The sequence below is a fragment of the Mycolicibacterium phocaicum genome, assembly GCF_010731115.1.
GTDB classification, from domain to species: Bacteria; Actinomycetota; Actinomycetes; order Mycobacteriales; family Mycobacteriaceae; genus Mycobacterium; species Mycobacterium phocaicum.
In genome coordinates this window covers 691,774-707,765 of the sequence record NZ_AP022616.1, presented here as the reverse complement: position 1 = coordinate 707,765, position 15,992 = coordinate 691,774, and the positions used below count along the sequence as shown (strand labels likewise).

Below are 15,992 nucleotides of genomic sequence, written 5' to 3'. Positions count from 1 at the left end.
AAAAGGTGCAGCTGGGAGACCCTAAGTGGCCGAATACTTACTCGAAGTGGCAATGCCGAGGGCAGATGTAAGCTACCGCCCGTGGCCGTCGTCGATCAGTACCACCTCTCCGGTGCCTGGAACTTTCGTGACGTCGGCGCACTTCGAACCAACGACGGACGCGCGGTACGGCCCGGCGTGCTCTACCGATCGTCGGAACTGTGCGCGCTCGACGCGGCGGGTCAGCAGAACCTTCGCGAGCTCGGGATCACCGACGTCATCGACCTCCGCAGCGAGAGTGAGATCGCGTGGAACGGACACGACGTCCTGCCGCCGGGGGTGACGCTGCACGCCGCGTCGGTGCACGACGACGGTCAGCAGAACGCCCCGCATGAGCCCGCACGCGTCGTCACGCCGGAATTGTTCGAGGCCGCCCTCGAGTACGCCTACAGTCGCTTTCCGCTGCTGCCGACGGGACAGCGCGCGCTGGCGCACACGATTCGCGTGGTCTCAGAAGCGCCGGGCGGCGTGCTCATTCACTGCGCGGCCGGAAAGGATCGCGCGGGCTGGATCATCGCCGCGTTGCTGCGTGCAGGCGGAATAACGGAGGCCGACATCCTGGCCGACTATCTGCGGAGCAACGAGGCCGTCGAACCACTGCGCCGGCATGTCATCGCCCGCAACGGTGACCTCTCCCAACTCTCGGACAAGATCCTCGGCGTCCATGGTGACTTCATCGCCGCATCGTGGCGGACGGTCGACGAGCAGTTCGGCAGCTTCGACGCCTACCTGCGTCAGATCGGCGTCGACGCGCCCGCGGTCGCGGCCCTTCGCGCGCGCCTACTGGGTGAAACCGAAACTCCCACAGTGAATTCGGCGAAGCAAAGCGATCTTGGCGCGGCGACTTACTAGATTTGGCAACGTGGTCGATTGGGATATCCCCCGCACGCCGGCAAGCGTCGGCGTGCTGCTCGGCCTGGCCGGCGAACGCGGGGTCAGCCCGGAAACGTGCCTGGCCGGTTCGCGGCTGACCGTCCGCGGCCTGCAGCGCCCGGGCGCCGAGGTGACCGCACGCCAGGAATTGACCGTTGTCACGAATCTCCTTGAGGCTCTTGACTATCCTGACGATCTTGGTGTCGAGGTGGGACTCCGCTATCGCCTCGCCACCTATGGAATCTTCGGGTTCGCGTTGATCAGCAGCCCGAACCTGCGCAGTGCGATCGATGTCGGACTGCGGTATCTCGATCTGACGTTCGCTTCGTCGACCTTCGGCACCCGAGTGGTCGGTGACGAGTTCCATTTCGTTCTGGAGGCTCCCGGCACACCGGACCGCGTGCGCCGGTTCGACATCGACCGGTTGGCCACGGCGATCTCCGTGATCAAGCGCGAATTGTCAGCGGAACTGCCGCCCTTCGGCGTTCGGTTCACCCATCCCCGCCCGGCCAACCTCGAGCGCTACATCGCAGCATTCGACACCGAGCCGGAGTTCGGCGCGCCCGAGAACTTGTTGATCCTTCCCGTCGGCCTGCTGGACAACCCGTTGCCCCAGGCCAATGCCTATAACTCCGCCGCGACGCAGGAACAGTGTCGCAATCTTCTCGAAGAGCGGCGCAGCCGGACCGGGTTGTCGGGCCAGGTTCGTGACCTACTGCTGGCGTCCCCGGCGCAGCCGCCGAACGCACACGAGATCGCCCATGCGCTGTTGATGAGTCCGCGGACGTTACGCCACCGGCTCGGCGCCGAGGGCACGTCGTACCGGGAACTGCTCGACGAGATCCGGCAGCGCCTTTCTGAAGAAATGTTGATCGGGGGCCGCCTGACGGTCGCGGAGACGGCCAGTCGACTCGGCTACGTCGAGTTGTCGAGTTTCTCGCAGGCGTTCCGCCGCTGGCACGGGATGAGTCCGCGAGCCTTCCGCGCGTCTCGCACCTGAGCGAAAAACATTGCGCTGCAGGTTATGCCGCGCAATCCCACCAGTTGAGCAGGCGGGTTCCGTAGAGGGTGAGCCACTTCGACGGCTGTCCCGCCGGCACATCGACTTCGAACCACATGCGCCCCGGTTGGCGGCCCGTCTGCAGCCAGGTGCCGTCGGGCTGCCGGGCAGCTCGCACGATCTCGACCGCGGCGCTCATCCGGGAATCAGGAGCGGTGCCATCGTGCAGCACGGCGCGGCGGAAGTACTCAGCCGCGTTGAGCGCGCTGTAGGACCAGCGCATCGGATAGCTGAAATCGTTGACCCATTGCCCTACTGGCTGATTCGTCGTCAACCTGTTGAGCAACTGGCGTTCGAGGAGGTATTCCTCCCCGCGCCGGCGTGCCGCACTGACCTCGGTCTCGCCGCCGGTGGCAGCCTCGAACGCCAGCAGCCCTTTCAGCGAGTTGAGCGTCGAATGGAACGAGGAGCGACGGGAACCCTCGACCCAGTCGCAGTTCCACCCTCCGTCCGGCAGCTGATGCTCGAGAAACCAGTCGGCGAGGCCGTCGACGCTCGCGCCGAGCCACACGCCGTTGGCCAGGGTCCAGGCGTTGATGCAGCAATCCACCTCACCGGACCAGTAGGGCAGGTCGTCGTACTCCCAGCGGCAGTGTTCGTCGAGCAACTCAGCGGTGCGGCGTTCCCGCAGCACCGCTGCGTCAAGTCCCCACTCGCGCAGGATATTCAACGTCCATGTGGTGGCCGTCCACGGCTGGCCCTCCTCGGGCCGGTCTGGGTCGTCGAAGTCGTAATCCGCCGGGAAGAACGCACCACCGGCCCACTGGCCGTCGGCGTCCTGCAGTGCGAGCAGACGTGCGCCGAAGCCCTCGGTCGCAACCCGCGACCGGGTTGCCTCCCATGCCGCCGCCGGGGCACCGAGAAGATCGCGCTCGACCTGCCAGCGCAGCGCCGGGTCCGAATCCAGTAGCCAGTCCGTCAGGGCCCCGCTCGTCATCCGACCGCCATCACACTAGGAGCAGTAGACCTGGCCGTTGAGAACGCAATTCGACGGTGGCGTGTAGGTGCCGCTCAGCACACCGCGGATGCCACCGTTCGCGCTACCACCGGGTGGAATCACCCGGTTCCAACTCGCGGGGCCGATCACATAGTGCGTGCCGTACTGGGTGAAGGTACTGCTCCACGCGTGCGAGATCGATTGGCCCATCGGCATGTCGAACTCGATCTTCCAATCCGCCATCGGCACGGTGCTGTAGTTGGTGACAACGAAGCGCGCGATGAAGCCGTCCTGCCAGGTATGTTGCACCGCCAACCGCGCCCCGGCCGCGGCCGCGTGCGCCACCGAACTGCCGGCGAGTCCGAGGACGATGACCGTCAGTGCGGACACGACGACGTGAAGCGCTGTGCGGCAGCGCTTCACACGGGAGTCCGGTCCAGTCATCGCAGCCCAGAGTAAGGCTCACCTGCACACGCTCTCCATTGCGCCGCAGGTGCGCTGCCGTACCTTTGCACGATTGCAACCATCGCGAGATCGTCCCCGGCCCCGATCGGCGCCCAGAAAAATTCTGCTTCCACTTGCTTGCACTCGCCGACGTCGAGTGCTAAAACAAATCTATGCCAGCCGAAACAGATAATCGAGCTGGAAGCGCATAGATGGCATAAGAGAAAGGACAGATGGAGGTGGCCACGATGCTGCTGCGTACTGACCCGTTCCGAGACCTGGATCGCTTCACCCAAGAAGTTCTCGGCACCGCAGCCCGGCCGGCCGCGATGCCCATGGACGCCTGGCGCGACGGCGACGAGTTCCACGTCGAGTTCGACCTGCCCGGCATCAACGCCGAGTCGCTCGACCTCGATATCGAGAACAATGTGGTGACCGTGCGCGCCGAACGGGCGCCAGTGGATTCGTCGCGGGAAATGCTGGCCGCCGAGCGGCCGCGCGGTGTTTTCTCCCGACAACTGGTGCTGGGCAACAACCTCGACACCGGGAGGATCACCGCGGAATACCGCGACGGGGTCCTTCGGCTCGTGATCCCGGTGGCAGAGAAGGCCAAGCCCCGCAAGATCAGCGTCAGCAGGGCCGGCAACGCCAAGGCGATCGACGAGAATCGAGTGATCACCGAAGACGGCAGCCCCGTCACCGACACCTCGAACAAGAAGGAGCCGGTGCACGCCTGACCGGGCCGAAGTGCCGGTGCCGCGCTGGGACGCTGTCCCGCCCGGCACCGGCACCGGGCCGACCGAATTCGTCGCGACACATTCTTGAATGGTCGGTGCCATGCCGACGGTGCAAGGAGGTGAAAAGTGATGCAGTACAGCACGATTGCGGCGCCGGCGGCGCCTGACACCAGCGCGCCAGAAGAGCTGGCCCAATCCCTGGGTGTGGACGACCCCACGATGGTGATAGCGCTGATCGCCGAAGTCGACGCCATCTTCTGTGCCGCCGAAGCTCCTTGCCGTCAGCAGCCGACGCCACCAGCGGTCGGGTGCGCCCTATTCGGGCCCCGGTGCGCTGGTCGGTCTTTGGAGTACTCATGCCGGCGACCACGGCGGGCGCCGCTGCGCCGCATGACGCCGGTGCAGCGCAGCCCTCCGGGAGCCGCAGCCGTTTGTAACCTCCCCCACCAAGGCTGAGCCGTACGCCGCCGGGGCCACACCGTGGGCGCCGTTCATGCAGACGCGCCAACGCCCAATCTAGGCAGACACCCCCCGGCGGCAGGCCCGGTCTTCACGCCCGCCCGTTTCTGCGTGGCCAGTTTGTGCAGCCGGTCACGGCGCAGGTTGGCCACCCGGGCGTGCTGCGCAGCGATGAGCTGTTGTGTGCGCCGCCACGCGTTCGACGGCTCCCGCCTGGTTTTGGACGAGTGGTCCCACGGCCCGAGTTGGCGGGATGCTTTGCGCTGCAACGCACGCAGCCGCCGCGCGGCATGCGCAAGTTCGCGCGGAGCGTGCTGCCGCAACAGTTGGCGCCCGTCGGGGGTGGCCGCGACGATCAGGTCTTTGACACCGAGATCGACTCCGATCACCGGCGCCAGCGCCTTGATGTGCGCGGGCCGTTGCGCGGCGCGTTGCACCACGCAGGTCAAACTCACCATCCACCGCCCGCGTTCGTGCCGCACGGTGGCTTTGAGGATCCGCGCGGTGCCCGCCTCCAATCGTCGGCCGACCTTGCGAGTGGACTCATGCACCCGCAGCGTGCCCAGTCTCGGCAAGGTCACATGGTGGCGGTCCGCCTCGATGCGGATCGTTCCGGTGGTGAACGCGAACGCCCGACTCGACCGCTTCGACTTGAAGCCCGGGAACCCCATACGGGGCCCTTTACGCGCCCCCGAGCGGGAGCCACCCCAGTTCTTCAAAGCCAGCGACAGGTTCTTAACGGCGTTGGCGTACACCTCTTTCGAGTTCTCCGGCCACCATGGCGTCCTGTCCTCACGCACGGCCACATGGTGTTTGCGACGGTTGAAGTCGTTGCGCAGCGATTGGAACGACCACGACAGTGGCGGTGTGAGATCAGCGTCCGCGATCCCGTAGGACCGTTCCGCATCCCGTTGGCTCAGGTTCGCCTTCACCGTGCGCAGCATCGTGTTGTACGCGAACCGGGCGCCGCCGGCATGCGACTCCAGCGCCGCGGCCTGCGCCGCGCTCGGGTCGAGCGCGTACCGGTAGGCCTGCAGCACCCACCCATCCGCAACGGTGAACTTCTCGGCCATCAGGCAACCTCGGCCCCGGCTTGCTTGGTGGCGGTCACAGCGCGCATCGCGCGGTTGCGGGCGCCCCGCCGCCCGTACAGGCGAACGCACATGCTGGTCAGGACTTCGATCATGTCCCGGACCAGGTCATCCTCGGTCTCACCATCATCGGTCACCACGATGCGGCGGCCCTGCGCCGAAAGGGCCGCTTCGAGGTGCTCGACCCCGAACCGGGCCTGACGGTCGCGATGCTCCACAACAACCACCTTCGCAGAAGGGTCCGACAGCACCCGCCGAATCTTCGGGCGCTTCCCATTCGTTCCGGACCCGACTTCGGTCACCACCTCGCCCACCTCATACCCGTTGACGGTGGCCCACGCCGTAATGCGCGCGACCTGACGGTCCAGGTCGTGTACCGCGATGCCGGCGGCACCGACAAGGTGGTCTGGAAGAGCTGAGCCGACAGCGATGGCGGATTTCCGCCAGCGCTGCACGCGACGTCGCCCATAACGTCGACGCGTGACCACAACCGAACCTAACGACCCGGTAATCACCGGCACCACAGTCCTTTTCATGTCGTTGGCTGCCGCATTGGGGACCGCGACCATCTACCCGCTGCAGCCGGCCATCGCAGACATCGCGCAGTCGCTCGAGTCCGGTCCGGCGGCGGTGGGAGCGGCGCTGGCTTGCGGACCGATCGGCTACCTGTCGGGACTCGCCCTGCTGGTCCCGCTGGTGGACAGGTTCTCGCCGCGCCGGGTGGTCGCATCGCAGTTCCTGGCCCTCGGCGGCGCGCTGGCGTTGACCACCGTCGCCGACACCGTGTGGTTGCTCGGCATGGGACTGCTGGTGACCGGTGCCTTTTCCTCTGTAGGTGCGGGTCTGAGTTCTGTTGTCGGACGGTTCGCGCCCGAGCGTCGGCGCGCGACCATTCTGGGGATCGTCACCGCCGGCATCTCGGCGGGAATCCTGGCCGGCCGGATCGCCGGCGGTTGGCTGACCGACATTATCGGCTGGCACGCAATGCTTCTCACCGTCGCCGGGGCCATCGTGGCCGTCGCCGGCGCCTGCCTGTTGTTCCTGCCATCCGCAGCAGGAACGCTCGAACGGAACTACTTCACCGAACTGGCGTCGGTGCCCGGGCTCTTCCTGCGCTGCCGGGTACTGCGCGGTGGCGCCCTGCGCGGGTCCCTGTGGTTCTTCGCGTTCTGCGCGGTCTGGTCCGGAATCGCCGTCGCGTTGTCGCAAGAGCCATACTTGTTGCCTGCCAAGCAGATTGGACTATACGCCCTGGCCGGCGTCGCCGGGATCTTCGCAACCCGCATTGCCGGGGTCTACACCGACCGATTGGGTTTCCGGCCGGTGATCCTGGCGGGCCTCGCGGTGGCGGGCGCCGCCTGCCCGGTCCTTGCGTTCGGATTGGGCAACTCCTGGGCGACCATGGCCGCTCTCGCGGTGTTCGACGCCGGCCTGTTCGCGGCACAGGTGGCGAATCAGACCACCATCTTGGCGATCGACCCGTCGGCGCCTGCTCGCTTCAACAGCGCGTACATGGTGGTCTACTTCGTGGGCGGAAGTCTCGGCACGGCGTTCGGTGCGGCGGCGGTGGCCTCATTCGGCTGGCCGGCGACCGTTGGTGCTTGTGGCGCAGCACTTCTCGTCGCCGGGCTGCTCACTGTGGCCCGAGCGCCCCGCAGGTCGTGAGCGCCCCACTCAGATGATGCGTTTGAGGCCGACGTGCGCGGCGTGGTACCCGAGCCGGTCATAGAACGCCCGCGCCTGTTCGCGCGCTTCGTCCGTGGCCACCTGCGCCAGCCGTGCCCCGTGCGCCCGGCCGTACTCGTGCGACCACTGCACCAGGGCCGTACCCAGTCCCTTGCGACGCTCGGCGGCGGTGACCCGCAATCCCTCGATCTGCAGCCGGGTCGAACCACCGCGCGACAGCCCGGGAATCACGGTCAACTGGACAGTCGCGACGATCACGCCGGAACAGTTGCGAACCACTCCGAGATAGTTGGCATGGTCACGGACGAGGACGTCATAGGCCGCCTCATAGTCTTCGAGGTCGGCGGTTTCCCGATCCGGACCGAATTCGTCGTCGGACAGCAGCGCGACGATCGACGCGACATCGTCACGGGCTGCTCGTTCCACCCGGAAACTGCGGTCCCCCACTTGCAGCAGTCCCCGCACCGACGTGCGCGCCTGCGCCTGCAGGCGCGTCACCAAGAGGTCCAGCCATGTCCCGACATTCGTGCGCGCCTCACGGGTATCGGGATAACGACACCGCAGATGCAAGCCCGACTCGTCGAGGATGAACCAGAGCATGACGCCGTCGGTCTGGATGGCGGCGCTCACGTACTGGGCGTCCAGGCCGACGTCATCGATGCGGACCGGCAGGCGCCGCAGGTCCAGCCACGAGATCGCGAACATGCCGGGCGACATCGGCATGCCGCCCCATGGGGACAGCACGTCCGCCAGCGGCCAGGAACCGAGTTGCACCGCCTCCTTGACCGCGTTGGCCGCGGCACGTGGCTCGGCGACTGTCGACTCCAGTACCGAATTGGTGATGAACCACCCCACCGAGTCGTGCCAGGTGGTGTCGAAGCGACTGTGCACCGGGAAGACGGCGCGAAGCGGCGCGTCCGCCAACTCGCGGGTGACTGCCGTCATCGCAGCCACGGCCAGCGCCAGCGTCGATACCCCGTCGTTGCGGGCTTGCACGGCGAACGCCGCACCGGCGTCGACGTCGAACACATCCCGAACCTCGACACGTTCCGGCCCCAGCTCGGGTTCGCCCAGCGGCAGCGGGAATCGCGGCATCACCCCGCCGCTGTCGGCGATGATGCGCGCCCAGGTCTCCCGGACGTGGTCCGGTGCCGCGGGACGGTCGAGCAGCGCCTGGGTGTGTTCGACGAATGCGGGCGCCGGCGGCAGCGCAGCAGCACGTCCGAAGCCCGCATCGCCGAGTAGCGCCAGCAGGTCCCGGGCAATCACCAGCATCGACCACATGTCGACGTGGCTGTGGTCGGCGGCTATCACGACGGTCAGTGCCGCCGCGGTTTCCAACAGGCACAACCGATGTGAGGGCTGCTGATACGGCGAGCACGCGGCATCCAGGACGTCACGCAGGGCATCGTTCACCGCCTGGCCGGCAGCAATCTCATGCTCGACCCAGCCGCCGGGACCGACTTCGATCTCATGCAGTTGCGGTTCGCCGTCCGGCCCTGCCGAGAACGCCGTCCGCAGCGTGCCGTGGCGGGCCACCACCGCCAGCCATGCGGACGCCAGGGATTCCCGGCTCACCCGCGCGGGCAAGCGGATGGACAACGCCATCCATGAACCCGGCCGGGCCCCTGCCGCCACGTGAATCCGTTGGTCGAAGGACACCGGCAAACACCGACCCGGCGCGGACACCGTGACGTCGTAGCCCCACAGACGCCCGAACGGCAGTCGGAGGTGCGAGACATTCGTGAGCCGCATGGCGGTACCCTAGCGCCCCAGATAACCTGCCTCATGCCTACTTTCGCAGTTCCCGGCGCCGAGCTTGCGGTCGAACTGAGCGACGAAGGTGGCCACCCCGTCGTCCAACTGCACGGACTGACCTCCAGCCGCGCGCGCGATCGCGTGCTCAATCTCGACCTCGGCCGGGGGCTCAGCGGGACCCGGTTGCTGCGTTATGACGCGCGTGGCCACGGCAAGTCGACGGGCCGGAAAGTCCCCGAGGACTACCGGTGGGAACAACTCGCCGACGACCTGCTGAACCTCCTCGACCGGTGGTTTCCCGGGGAACCGGTGCACGGCGTCGGCCCGTCGATGGGCACCGGAACGCTGTTGCACGCGGCGTCCCGCGAACCGGAACGGTTCACCGGACTGACCCTGATGGTGCCGGCCACCGCATGGGAGACCCGTCGCGCACAGGCCGCGAACTATGAGGCTGCGGCCACGCTCATCGAGACCGAGGGCGTCGGGGCGTTCATCGCCGCCACCCGTGGCGCGACCCGGCCGCCCGCCACCGTGGGCGCGCCCGAAACAGTGCCGGACGTCGCCGACGCCCTGCTGCCGTCACTGTTTCGCGGTGCCGCGCTCAGTGACCTGCCGGCGCCCGAAGCCATCGCGCGAATCGATGTCCCGACGACGATCCTGGCCTGGATCGACGACCCGGCCCATCCCGCGTCGACCGCGAAAGCCCTTGCCGCCCTCATGCCGCGGTCGACCCTGACGTTCGCGCATACCCCGGAAGATGTCGAGACCTGGCCCAAGATTCTGAGCCAGGACGTCGGCCGCCGGGTCTGACGGGTATTGAACGTCGCCTTTGACATCGACGTAACACTGCCGCCATGAGGCGTCCCTAGGGTGAAGCGGTCATTCACGTGGGGAGAGGAATTCCATTGAGCGGAAACGCCACCCGCTTGCGCGCGATCGCGGGCGTCCAGGCCTATACGCCTCCGGCGTACACCTTCGACCCTGCTGAAGCGCCCGGCGAGATCTTCGGGACGAACGTTTTCACCAAGGCCGAGATGCAGGCCCGCCTGCCCAAGGCGATCTACAAGTCGGTGGTGGCGACCATCGAGAAGGGCGCCAAGCTCGATCCGACAGTCGCCGATGCCGTCGCGGCCGCGATGAAGGACTGGGCGCTGGAGAAGGGCGCGACGCACTATGCGCACGTGTTCTATCCGATGACGGGCCTGACCGCCGAGAAGCACGACAGCTTCCTCGAACCGGTCTCCGACGGGCAGGCACTGGCCGAGTTCGCCGGCAAGACCCTGGTGCAGGGCGAGCCCGACGCGTCGAGTTTCCCGTCCGGCGGCCTGCGGTCGACGTTCGAGGCCCGCGGGTACACCGGCTGGGACGTGACCAGCCCGGCGTACATCCTGGAGAACCCGAACGGCAACACCCTCTGTATCCCAACGGTTTTCGTGTCGATGACCGGCGAGGCGCTGGACTACAAGACGCCGCTGCTGCGCAGCCAGCAGGCCATGGGCATCCACGCCGAGCGGATCTTGACGTTGTTCGGCCACAAGGATCTGGAGAAGATCGTCTCGTTCTGCGGTCCTGAGCAGGAGTACTTCCTGGTCGACCGGCACTTCTTCCTCGCCCGGCCCGACCTGATCAACGCCGGTCGTACCCTGTTCGGCGCCAAACCGCCCAAGGGGCAAGAGTTCGACGATCACTATTTCGGTGCCGTGCCCGACCGGGTGCTGGGGTTCATGATGGACACCGAGCGGGAGCTGTTCAAACTCGGCATTCCTGCCAAGACCCGCCACAACGAGGTCGCCCCCGGACAGTTCGAGGTGGCCCCGATGTTCGAGCGTGCCAATATCGCTTCCGACCACCAGCAGTTGCTGATGACGGTGTTCAAGACCATCGCCAAGAAGCACGGCATGGAATGCCTGTTCCATGAAAAGCCGTTCGCCGGGGTGAACGGGTCGGGCAAGCACGTCAACTTCTCGGTCGGCAACGCCGAGTTGGGCTCGTTGTTGGTGCCGGGTGACACGCCCCACGAGAACGCGCAGTTCCTGGTGTTCTGTGCGGCCGTCATCCGCGCGGTGCACAAATACGCTGGCCTCCTGCGGGTTTCGGTCGCGTCGGCGACGAATGACCACCGCTTGGGTGCCAATGAGGCACCGCCGGCGATCATCTCGATCTTCCTGGGTGATCAGCTCGCCGAGGTCTTCGAGCAGATTGCCAAGGGCGCGGCGACATCGTCAAAGGGCAAGGGCAGCATGATCATCGGTGTCGACACCCTGCCGGTGCTGCCCACCGACCCCGGTGACCGTAACCGCACCAGTCCGTTCGCATTCACCGGCAACAGATTCGAGTTCCGGGCGCCGGGCTCGGGTCAGACGGTCGCGGTGCCGATGATCGTCCTGAACACCATCATGGCCGACTCGCTGGACTACTGCGCAACCGTTCTGGAGAAGGCAGTCGCCGACGGGGAGGAGTTCGACTCCGCGGTGCAGAAGCTGCTGACCGACATCGTCACCGAGCACGGCGCCGTGGTCTTCAACGGCGACGGCTACTCGGAGAACTGGCAGGCCGAGGCCGCCGCGCGCGGGCTGCCGAATCTCAAGACCACGCTCGATGCCATCCCCGAGCTCATCACGCCCGAGGCGATCGCGGTCTTCGAGAAGTACGGCGTGTTCAACGAGCGGGAGTTGCACAGCCGTTACGAGGTGCGCCTGGAGCAGTATGCCCTGACGATCGGCGTCGAGGCGAAGCTGGCGCTCGAGATCGGTTCCACCATCATCCTGCCGGCCGCACTGCGCTACCAGACCGAGCTCGCGCAGAACGTGGCGGCATTGACGGCGGCCGGCATGTCACCGAGTTTGACTCTGCTGCAGTCGATCTCGGAGCCGATCAGCGCCCTCGGTGACGCGTTGGCAACGCTGAAGACGGCACTGGCAGATCACTCGGCAGCAACCGCTCATGACGAGGCCAAGCACGCGCAAGTGGCGCTGTTGCCCGCCATGGAGGCGATCAGAGCCGCGGCCGACACGCTGGAAAGTGTCGTGGCCGACGACCTGTGGCCGTTGCCGACGTATCAGGAGATGCTCTACGTCCTCTAGCTGACGGATCCGCCCGGTTTCCAGAACGCCAGCAAAGCCCTGGCCACCAGCGCATACTCGATGCGAGATCGTCGCGCCGGCGACGTGAGATCGGTGGTGAGCGTCTGCCATGACTGACACGCAGCGCGTCGACCACTGTGAGGTTTGCATCGTCGGCGCCGGCATCGCCGGCCTCAACGCACTGGCTGCCACCACCCGATATCTCGGCCCCACCGACAAAGTCGTACTGGTGGATCAGCGGGCGCGGGTCGGTGGGATGTGGATCGACACGTATGACTACGTGCGCCTGCATCAGCCCTATCAGCTGTTAACTGCCGGCAACATCAAATGGACGCTGGGCAAAGAACGCGGACATCTGGCAAGCAAGCCGGAAATTCTCGACCACTTGCAGCACTGCATCGATGTGATGTCCCGACGGGTCGACATCGACGAACGGTTCGGTTGGACCTATGTGTCGCATGACGAGACCGACGGCGCCGTTCGGGTGACGCTGCAGGATCCGGCCGGGCAGACGCGGGTGGTCGAGGCGCAGCGATTGATCAAGGCATTCGGCTTCGATGTCGAGCCGAACCCACCACTGCCGGTGTCCAGCAATCACGTCCGGTCCACGACACCCAACGACCTCGGGCGCGTCATCGACTCTGACGCGCCGGTCTGGATAATCGGCGGCGGCAAGACCGGCCTCGACACCGCGCACCTGCTCATCACGCGGTGTCCAGGGCGCGAGGTGAACATGATGGTCGGTCGAGGATCGATCGCGCTGCGCCGCGACGTCCTCCTGCCGGCGGGGGCGCGTGACCGTTGGTTCGGCGGCCTGCCGTTCACCACGCTCGGAGACGGACTCGCACAGCGTTACGACGGAACCAATGAAGACGAGGTGCTCCACTGGTACTACTCCGTGCTGGGCACCGGCCCCACGGGTGAGAAGTGCGACTTCGCATTCGGCTTCGGCGGCGTGACGTCCGATGCGGAAATGGCCGTGATCAACGGTGGTCTCAGCCGTGCCGACAACGAGTACCTCTCCGACGCGGTCGATCGCGACGGTTCACCCGAACTCGTGTTCCGTAGCGGCCGTACCGAGCGAGTGCCCGCAGGCACGTGGCTCGTCAACTGCACCGGGCTGATGATGCGTGGCTCGCACCCATATGAGCCGTTCGCCTCACCGTCAGGGCGCACACTGTCGATCCAGCAGCGCTCGACGGCAATCCCCCTCACGCTCCAAGCCGCGTACTTCCTGACCCACTTGATGTTCACCGGCGGGCTGCACACGCTCCCGCTGTATGAACTCGACGCGGAAGGCCTGCGCGACAAGTTGGGGCGGTCCCCCGTTCCGGCGGGATTCCCCCTGACGCTCTACAACCTGAGTTTGGCGTTCGACCATCTTTCGCCCAAGGTGTTCGCGGGCTTCGGCTCGGACCTCCTGCTCTGGTACCCGCTACCGCGCAGGCTGGCCGCCATGGCTCGATTCCAGCGCACACACCGACGGGACCGGGAACATCATCGAGCCACACTCGACACGATCCGAGTGCGATACGGCATCCGCTGTGGACCCCTCGAGCATCTCGCCGGCCGACACTGATCACGTTGTGTGAGAAAGCGACTCAGACGCCGGTGGCGCCATCGATCCGTTCGCGGATGATGTCGGCGTGCCCGCAGTGGCGCGCGTACTCCGCGATCATGTGGGTGTAGATCCAGCGCAGACTGACCTCGCCGCCCATGAAAGGGCTGACGTCATCCAGCCGACGTACCGCGCAGTTGGCACGCGCATGGGCGACCTCGTCTTGCCAGATCCGAAATGCGACCGGGTGCGACGACTCCGTTGACAGCTCGAAGCCGCCGTCGTGGCCCTCGGGATGATCCGCCGGCCCGAAAATCGGTGGTGCCTGCTCACCGGCGAGTACCCGGCGAAACCAGTTCCGCTCCACCTCCGCGGCGTGCCGCAGCAACCCCAGCAGCGTCAGCTCAGAGGGCGGCGCGGACGCGGTGCACAACTGATCGTCGTCGAGGCCGTCACATTTCGACGCCAACGTCGCGCGGTAGAAGTCCAGCCAACCTTCGAGTGTGGTGCGCTCGTCGGCATTCATGGGCGGCACCGGCCGCTGCACGGAAGTCACGCTTCTCGAGGGTAATCCCGGATCTGTCGAAATCCGGGGTCGCCGTTCGTGTAGAAGATGAGAGGTGGCAACCGGCCGCCCCCAGATCGAGGAGTGACGGTTATGCACTACCTACTTGCCATGCATCAGCCGGTCGGCGACCCGCCGCCGCCGGAGGTGCTGGGACCGATCATGGACGCGCTTGACGCTGTCGAGCACGACATGAGAGCCGCGGGTGTGTGGGTGTTCTCCGGTGGCTTGCACAACCCCGATGCGTCGACCGTGGTGCGGGTCAGCGACGGCGCGATCCTGACGACGGATGGCCCGTATGCCGAGGGCAAGGAACACCTGGGCGGCTTCACCATCATCGATGTGCCCGATCTGGATGCCGCGCTGGACTGGGCGCGCAGGCAGGCAGAAGCCGTGCGGCTGCTGCCCATCGAGGTACGCCCGTTCCGCGGCGATTTGCGAGGCTGACCGCAACCGTGCCGCAGCTGTCGCCCGCAGACATCGCCGGCGTGTTCCGGCGGGAGTACGGGCGCGCGGTGGCTGTCCTGGTCCGTCGATTCGGCGACATCGACCTCGCTGAGGAGGCGGTCCAGGACGCCTTCACCAAGGCGGTCGAGCGCTGGTCACAGGCCGGCCCGCCGCCGAGCCCCGCCGGATGGATCATCACCACTGCCGCCCACACGATCGTCGACCGGTTTCGCCGCGAATCCGTTCGCGGCGAGCGACATGCGCAGGCGGCGCTGCTCTATCCCGTGGCCGACGACGAGCAACTCGAAGAAGGCCCCGTGCACGACGACCGGCTCCGCCTGATCTTCACGTGCTGTCACCCGGCGCTCGCCCTCGAAGCGCGGGTCGCCCTCACGCTCCGATTGCTGGGCGGTCTGTCCACCAAGGAGATCGCGCGTGCCTTCCTCATCTCGGAAGCCACTGTCGCGCAACGGCTTGTGCGCGCCAAACGCAAGATCCGAGACGCGCGCATCCCGTACCGGGTGCCGCACGACAGTGACCTGCCCGAGCGCGTGCACGGGGTGCTCGCCGTGGTGTACCTCATCTTCAACGAGGGCCACACTGCCACTTCGGGCGACGATCTCGTGCGCGCCGATCTCACCGGCGAAGCGGTTCGGCTCGGCCGGCTGCTTGCCCAGCTGATGCCGGACGAGCCCGAGGTGTGGGGACTGCTCGCGCTGATGCTGCTGGCCGAGGCGCGACGCCCGGCGCGGACAGATGCCGACGGGAATCTGGTTCTGCTCGCGGACCAGGATCGCCGCCGGTGGGACCGCGGACTGATCGCGGAGGGACAGGCCCTGGTCCGCGGATGCCTGCGCCGGAACCGGCCCGGGCCTTATCAGATCCAGGCCGCGATCAACGCAGTGCACAGTGATGCGCCGACCGCGTCCGCCACCGACTGGCGCCAGATTCTCGCGCTGTACGACCAGCTGATGGCCATCGCCCCGACTCCGGTTGTCGCCCTCAACCGTGCCGTGGCGATGGCCGAGACGCAGGATCCGCAGGCGGCGCTGGACCTGGTGGACACGCTCGACCTGGCCGGCTATCACGTCTATCACGCGGTCCGCGCCGCACTGCTGACCCGCCTCGGCCGAACCGCCGAGGCGGTCGACGCCTACGACCGCGCTGCCGCCCTGACCGCGAACCCCGTCGAGGAGGCGTATCTGTGCCGGGCTCGTGATGCGCTGCGCAGTTGAATGATGATCTTGTCGCCGCA

15 protein-coding genes are annotated in these 15,992 nt (G+C 66.7%); 9 read left to right on the top strand and 6 right to left on the bottom strand.

Features of this window, described 5'->3' with window-relative positions; translation table 11 throughout:
- Nucleotides 1-81 precede the first annotated feature (81 nt).
- Together G6N46_RS03440 and G6N46_RS03435 are read left to right on the top strand one after the other, a co-directional pair.
- Complete coding sequence (locus tag G6N46_RS03440) at nt 82-891, top strand: tyrosine-protein phosphatase (RefSeq protein WP_138249335.1); 810 nt, start codon at nt 82-84, stop codon at nt 889-891.
- 10 nt (nt 892-901) lie between these two features.
- Nucleotides 902-1,912, top strand: a complete 1,011-nt coding sequence (locus tag G6N46_RS03435; RefSeq protein WP_197746717.1) for an AraC family transcriptional regulator — start codon at nt 902-904, stop codon at nt 1,910-1,912.
- Between the two features lie 22 nt (nt 1,913-1,934).
- Here G6N46_RS03435 and G6N46_RS03430 read toward each other — a convergent pair whose 3' ends face one another.
- Together G6N46_RS03430 and G6N46_RS03425 are read right to left on the bottom strand one after the other, a co-directional pair.
- The gene (locus tag G6N46_RS03430) at nt 1,935-2,909 is read right to left on the bottom strand and encodes a prenyltransferase/squalene oxidase repeat-containing protein (protein WP_138249336.1); all 975 of its coding nucleotides are present in this window, start codon (nt 2,907-2,909) and stop codon (nt 1,935-1,937) included.
- Nucleotides 2,910-2,924: 15 nt separating this feature from the next.
- Entirely contained in the window at nt 2,925-3,353 is a 429-nt protein-coding gene (locus tag G6N46_RS03425; RefSeq protein WP_138249337.1) for a cellulose-binding domain-containing protein, read from the bottom strand.
- Nucleotides 3,354-3,601: 248 nt separating this feature from the next.
- Here G6N46_RS03425 and G6N46_RS03420 point away from each other — a divergent pair, with 248 nt between their 5' ends.
- Nucleotides 3,602-4,090, top strand: coding sequence for an Hsp20/alpha crystallin family protein (locus G6N46_RS03420; RefSeq protein WP_226518413.1), 489 nt, complete (start codon nt 3,602-3,604; stop codon nt 4,088-4,090).
- Nucleotides 4,091-4,581: 491 nt separating this feature from the next.
- Here G6N46_RS03420 and G6N46_RS03415 read toward each other — a convergent pair whose 3' ends face one another.
- A complete protein-coding gene (locus G6N46_RS03415; RefSeq protein ID WP_234880665.1) occupies nt 4,582-5,622 on the bottom strand; it encodes an RNA-guided endonuclease TnpB family protein in 1,041 nt (346 codons plus the stop codon).
- Nucleotides 5,622-6,176 carry an IS607 family transposase gene (locus G6N46_RS03410; RefSeq protein ID WP_407665184.1) on the bottom strand — a complete coding sequence of 185 codons (555 nt, stop codon included), beginning with the start codon at nt 6,174-6,176 and terminating at the stop codon, nt 5,622-5,624. Before G6N46_RS03410 ends, G6N46_RS03415 begins: the two co-directional genes overlap by 1 nt.
- Here G6N46_RS03410 and G6N46_RS03405 point away from each other — a divergent pair.
- A complete protein-coding gene (locus G6N46_RS03405; protein WP_138249339.1) occupies nt 6,175-7,305 on the top strand; it encodes an MFS transporter in 1,131 nt (376 codons plus the stop codon). The two genes, G6N46_RS03410 and G6N46_RS03405, sit on opposite strands and share 2 nt — an antisense overlap.
- 9 nt (nt 7,306-7,314) lie before the next feature.
- Here G6N46_RS03405 and G6N46_RS03400 read toward each other — a convergent pair whose 3' ends face one another.
- A complete protein-coding gene (locus G6N46_RS03400; protein ID WP_138249340.1) occupies nt 7,315-9,081 on the bottom strand; it encodes a GNAT family N-acetyltransferase in 1,767 nt (588 codons plus the stop codon).
- Between the two features lie 33 nt (nt 9,082-9,114).
- Here G6N46_RS03400 and G6N46_RS03395 point away from each other — a divergent pair, with 33 nt between their 5' ends.
- From G6N46_RS03395 to G6N46_RS03385, 3 genes are all read left to right on the top strand, one after another.
- Nucleotides 9,115-9,894 (top strand): alpha/beta fold hydrolase, encoded by a 780-nt coding sequence (locus tag G6N46_RS03395; RefSeq protein WP_138249341.1) that lies wholly within the window; start codon nt 9,115-9,117, stop codon nt 9,892-9,894.
- 95 nt (nt 9,895-9,989) lie between these two features.
- Entirely contained in the window at nt 9,990-12,167 is a 2,178-nt protein-coding gene (locus tag G6N46_RS03390) for a glutamine synthetase III family protein (protein ID WP_138249342.1), read from the top strand.
- Between the two features lie 109 nt (nt 12,168-12,276).
- Nucleotides 12,277-13,746, top strand: coding sequence for an FAD-dependent oxidoreductase (locus tag G6N46_RS03385; RefSeq protein WP_138249343.1), 1,470 nt, complete (start codon nt 12,277-12,279; stop codon nt 13,744-13,746).
- A 22-nt stretch (nt 13,747-13,768) separates the two neighbouring features.
- Here the strand turns inward: G6N46_RS03385 and G6N46_RS03380 are convergent, their stop codons facing one another.
- Nucleotides 13,769-14,251, bottom strand: coding sequence for a DinB family protein (locus tag G6N46_RS03380; protein WP_138249360.1), 483 nt, complete (start codon nt 14,249-14,251; stop codon nt 13,769-13,771).
- 132 nt (nt 14,252-14,383) lie between these two features.
- On the opposite strand from G6N46_RS03380, the gene G6N46_RS03375 reads away from it, so the two are divergent.
- Together G6N46_RS03375 and G6N46_RS03370 are read left to right on the top strand one after the other, a co-directional pair.
- Nucleotides 14,384-14,737: a YciI family protein gene (locus G6N46_RS03375; RefSeq protein WP_226518419.1), complete on the top strand. Its 354-nt coding sequence runs from the start codon at nt 14,384-14,386 to the stop codon at nt 14,735-14,737.
- A 17-nt stretch (nt 14,738-14,754) separates the two neighbouring features.
- Entirely contained in the window at nt 14,755-15,972 is a 1,218-nt protein-coding gene (locus tag G6N46_RS03370; protein ID WP_407665183.1) for an RNA polymerase sigma factor, read from the top strand.
- Nucleotides 15,973-15,992 lie beyond the last annotated feature (20 nt).